Raw genomic sequence first — 4512 nt, 5'->3', positions numbered from 1 at the left:
TGGTCGTGTTGGACGCGTCGGCGTCGATGTTGGCCGACGACGCGCCGGGTGTGCGTTTCGAGGCGGCTCGGGCGGCGGTGACGTCGTTGGTGGAGGCGTTGCCGGAGTCCCATGAGCTGGGTCTGGTGGTGTACGGGACGGGGACGGGCACGTCGGACGGGGAGTTGGAGGCGGGTTGTGAGGACGTGTCGACGCTGGTCGAGCTTGGTCCGTTGGACAAGGACGACTACGTCTCGACGGTCGGCGAGGTGGAGCCGCGTGGTTTCACGCCGATGGGCAAGGCGTTGCGGACGGCCGCCGCTGAGCTTCCGGACGAGGGCGATCGGGCGATCGTGATCGTGTCCGACGGCGAGGATCATTGCGGTGCTCAGGGTCTGGGCGAGGACCCGTGCGAGGTGGCCGAGTCCTTGAAGGGGGTCACGGTGCACACGGTGGGGTTCAAGACGGCGGGGAACGCGGTCGCGACGGAGCAGCTTGATTGTGTGGCGGAGAAGACCGGTGGGTTGGCGTTGGATGCGGCGAATCCGGCTCAGTTGGAGGCGCGGTTGCCGGCGGTGTTGGATCCGGAGTGGGCGGCGTCGACGATGCAGCCGTCGGGGTATCGGGGTGTGAGGCCGGGGATGACGGTGGTGGAGGCGACGTTGGCGGCGGAGGCGGCGGGCGAGGAACTGGGCGAGGTGGCCGCGTCGGGGACGGTGGAGGTGGTCTATGTGGACTGCACGCTGGTGTTCACCGATGGTGTGCTCACTCAGGTGGTCTCCGATAGTGAGGATATGCGGACGATCGATGGTGTGGGGATCGGCGACGACATCGCCGAGGCGGAGGCCTTGTACGGGCTGGCCGACAGCCCGTCGGTGCCGACGGAGGAGGACACGGTGGTGTACGAGGTCGACGCGGATCTCGGGACGGGTTATGAGATCGCCTACAAGCCCAAGGCTGCGGGGGAGTTGGCGGGTGAGATCACCCGGATCATCCTCTGCCTCTGCCTGCCCGAACGGGAGGGAGAGGAGTACCTCTTCGACCCGCCTGTCGATGTCTACGACCGGAACGACGCTGAGCAGATCACGGGTGCTTCTCAGGACTTCAAGGATTTCGTTATTGAATTGGTTGAGGCAGGTCTTGAAGATGCAGCCGGTAACGGTAGTGAAGGTCAATCAGCAGAAATTAGTCTGTCGGTCAAGGGCTACTACTCAGATGGCTACGCAATCGTCGACTATTCTTTTTTTAACGACGGCGGAGAATGGTTCTTGTCCAATGCCTCGGGTGCGTGGGAGATATTGCCGAGCGGCGGGCAGATCCCGATCGAATGCCAGGACCTGCGGGACGTCCGTTGGCCACCCGGAGCGTTGGGTGTTGATGAGTGCTGGAATCCGGAGGACTCGAACGGCGCTGAGTGGGATCCGGTCCCGTACGTCGGGTGAATTCTTCCCCGCCGTTATGCGCCTTGGGGTACCCCGGCCGCAGGGCGAGAGCCGGGGACACCGCCGCGTGTCCGTTGGGCACGCGTGAGAGCGCGACGCGGGACATGTCGAGCCGGTCGGCCGCTTCGGAGACGGTGCCCGTGGCTGCTGCCGTTCAGCGCACCACGGTGATCGACGCGGAGGAGACCGACGATCTCAGCGACACCTTTCTGATCTCCGCGACCGAGGACGCCGAACTCGTGCTGGCTGTCGACGGCCGTGAGCTGACGGCCTCGCTCGGTGACGACGGTCGAGGAGAGGTCGATGAGGACAGTCGATTGACCGAGCTGACCCAGGACCTCGCCCTCTCGCTCTTGTTCGACCGGTCGACGGTCTCGGTCGGTGGAGGCGTCTCCGACGACCCGACGATCGAGTCGGTCCGCTTCACCCAGCACCTGTCCGAAGAACTCGCCGACGGCGATCGATGGCGCGGCCGTCGAGACAGTCGTCGATCCGAGCGAGAAAGGCCAGGCGGTGCTGGAGGTCCCTGCCGACCTGCGGGAGTTCTCCTTGACGGCCGCGGCCTCGGGAGCGGTCAAGAACATGGGCGACAGCAAGCCCGCCGACCTCGGCACGCAGACGTTCGACGTGGAGTTCGCCGACTGACCCTTCTACGATGACGCCATGACAGGCCGTGTCGCCACCCGTGAGAACGACGTCATCGGCGTGGTCGACGCCTGTACGAACAACCTGCGCCACGTGTCCGTCGAGGCGCCGAAACAGGCGCTGACGGTGGTGACCGGGGTGTCCGGGTCGGGCAAGTCGTCGCTCGTGCTCGACACCATCGCCGCCGAGGCGCAACGGCTCGTCAACGACTCCTACCCGGTGTTCGTGCGCAACCGGCTGCCGCAGATGCCCGCGCCGGACGTCGCGTCGATGTCGGGGCTGACCTTCACCGCGCTCATCGACCAGCGGCGCTTCACCGGCAACGCCCGCTCGACGGTCGCCACCGCCTCCGACCTCGCCCCGCTGCTGCGGCTCGTCTTCTCGCGGATCGGCGAGCCGTCGGCCGGGTACTCGCCGGCCTACTCCTTCAACGACCCGTCGGGCATGTGCCCGCGCTGCGAGGGGCTCGGCACGGTCGTCGACATCGACGTCGAGGAGCTGATCGACCTCGACAAGAGCATCGACGAGGGGCCGGTGCGGTTCAGCCAGTTCCGGCCCGGCGTCTACCGGTGGAAGCGTTTCGCCTACTGCGGCCTGTTCGACCGTTCGAAGCCGCTGCGCGACTACACGCCGGAGGAGATGGACTCCTTCCTCTACGCCGACCAACTGAAGTTGCCGAACCCCGACCCGCGCTTCCCGAAGACCGCCCGCTTCGACGGGGTCGTCACCCGCATGCGCGACGTCTACATCAAGAACCGGCCGTCGAAGATCTCCCCGCCGGTGCGCGCCGAGCTCGACCGGCTGCTGTCGGAGCGCGAATGCCCCGACTGCCACGGCGCGCGGGTCAACGAGGCGGCCCGGGCGAGCCTGATCGACGGACGCTCCATCGTCGACTGGTCGGCCCTGTCGGTCGCGAGGCTGCGGGAGGTCGTCGCGGCGATGGACGACCCGCGGGTCGCGCCCGCGCTCGACGGGATCACTCGCACGCTCGACGCCTTGCGGTCGGTGGGCCTCGGCTACCTCTCGCTCGACCGGCAGTCCGGCACGCTGTCCGGCGGCGAGGCGCAGCGGGTCAAGATCGTCCGGCATCTCGGCAGCGCGCTCACCGACGTCACCTATGTCTTCGACGAGCCGTCCACGGGTCTGCATCCGGTCGACGTGCACCGGCTCAACCAGCTGCTCTTACGGCTGCGCGACGCGGGCAACACGGTGCTGGTGGTCGAGCATCATCCGCAGGTGATCGGGGTCGCCGACCATGTGATCGACATGGGGCCCGGCGCGGGCGCCCGGGGCGGACGGGTGTGCTTCGAAGGCACCCCGGAGGAGTTGCGCGGCGGCGACACTCTGACCGGACGGCTGCTGGCGCGGCCGCTGGTCGTGCGGACCGACGTCCGCGCGGCCCGGGGGACGGTGCGCGTCGAGCACGCCACCGCGCACAACCTCACCGGCTTCGACGTCGAGGTGCCGCTCGGCGTGCTGACGGCGGTGACGGGCGTGGCCGGGTCGGGCAAGAGCTCGCTGGCGACCGTCGAGCTGCCGCGCCAGCACCCCGGGTTCGCCGTCGTCGGGCAGGACCCCCTGCGCGGCGGCGTCCGGTCGACCTCGCTCAGCGTGCTCGGCGTCGCCGACGAGGTGCGGGAGGCCTTCGCGGCGGCCACCGGGCTCGCGCCGTCGTGGTTCAGCTTCAACTCCGCCGGAGCCTGCCCGGCCTGCAAGGGCAAGGGCCACATCACCACCGAGCTGGCCTTCCTCGACGACGTCGCCACCCCCTGCGACGAGTGCGGCGGCGAGCGGTTCAACGAGACGACCCTCGCCGCCACCCTCGACGGCCGGTCCGTCGCCGACGTGCTGCGCATGCCGCCGGCCCAGGTGCGCGAGGTCTTCTCCGACGGCCACCCCGACATCGCGCGACGCATGGACTGGCTGGAGCGCGTCGGCCTCGACTACATCGCCGTCGGCCAGTCGCTCGACACCTTCTCCGGCGGCGAGCGGCAGCGGCTCCTGCTAGCCCGTCACCTCAGCCAGGCGGGCGACCTCAGCGCCGAGAGGATCGTGCTCGACGAGCCGACGACCGGCCTGCACCCGAACGACGTCGACCGGATCACCACGCTCTTCGCCGAACTGGTCGACGCCGGCGCCACGCTCGTCGTGGTCGAGCACAACCTGCGGGTCGTCGCGCGCTGCGACCACGTCATCGACATCGGCCCCGGCGCGGGCAGCGACGGCGGGCGCCTCGTCGTCGCCGGACCGCCCGCCGAGGTCATGGCCTGCGACCAGTCGCTGACTGGCCAAGCGCTGTCCGTCGCGACCGAGCGAGGCGCTAGTGGTGTGGCTCGCAAATAGGTATCTGTTTGTGTTGTAGGATGGAGCATGCGTTCTCCGGCAGCCCCCTTGAAGGTCTCCGCCTCCCAGCGTGAGGTGTTGGTCAAGGTGTCGCGTTCATCGA

Annotated in this window: 3 protein-coding genes; all 3 read left to right on the top strand. The window is 68.6% G+C overall.

What is annotated here, in order from left to right:
- Window positions 1-5: 5 nt before the first annotated feature.
- Window positions 6-1421 carry a vWA domain-containing protein gene (locus QM621_RS09140; protein ID WP_414990067.1) on the top strand — a complete coding sequence of 472 codons (1416 nt, stop codon included), beginning with the start codon at window positions 6-8 and terminating at the stop codon, window positions 1419-1421.
- A gap of 513 nt (window positions 1422-1934) precedes the next feature.
- Window positions 1935-2066, top strand: coding sequence for a hypothetical protein (locus QM621_RS09135; protein WP_414990066.1), 132 nt, complete (start codon window positions 1935-1937; stop codon window positions 2064-2066).
- Window positions 2067-2084: 18 nt separating this feature from the next.
- Window positions 2085-4409, top strand: a complete 2325-nt coding sequence (locus QM621_RS09130) for an excinuclease ABC subunit UvrA (protein ID WP_414990065.1) — start codon at window positions 2085-2087, stop codon at window positions 4407-4409.
- The last annotated feature ends 103 nt before the right edge of the window (window positions 4410-4512 follow it).

This window comes from Aeromicrobium sp. (assembly GCF_047606445.1).
GTDB lineage: Bacteria > Actinomycetota > Actinomycetes > Propionibacteriales > Nocardioidaceae > Aeromicrobium.
The sequence above is the reverse complement of the archived record's forward strand: the minus strand, read 5'-3'. Positions and strand labels throughout refer to the sequence as shown.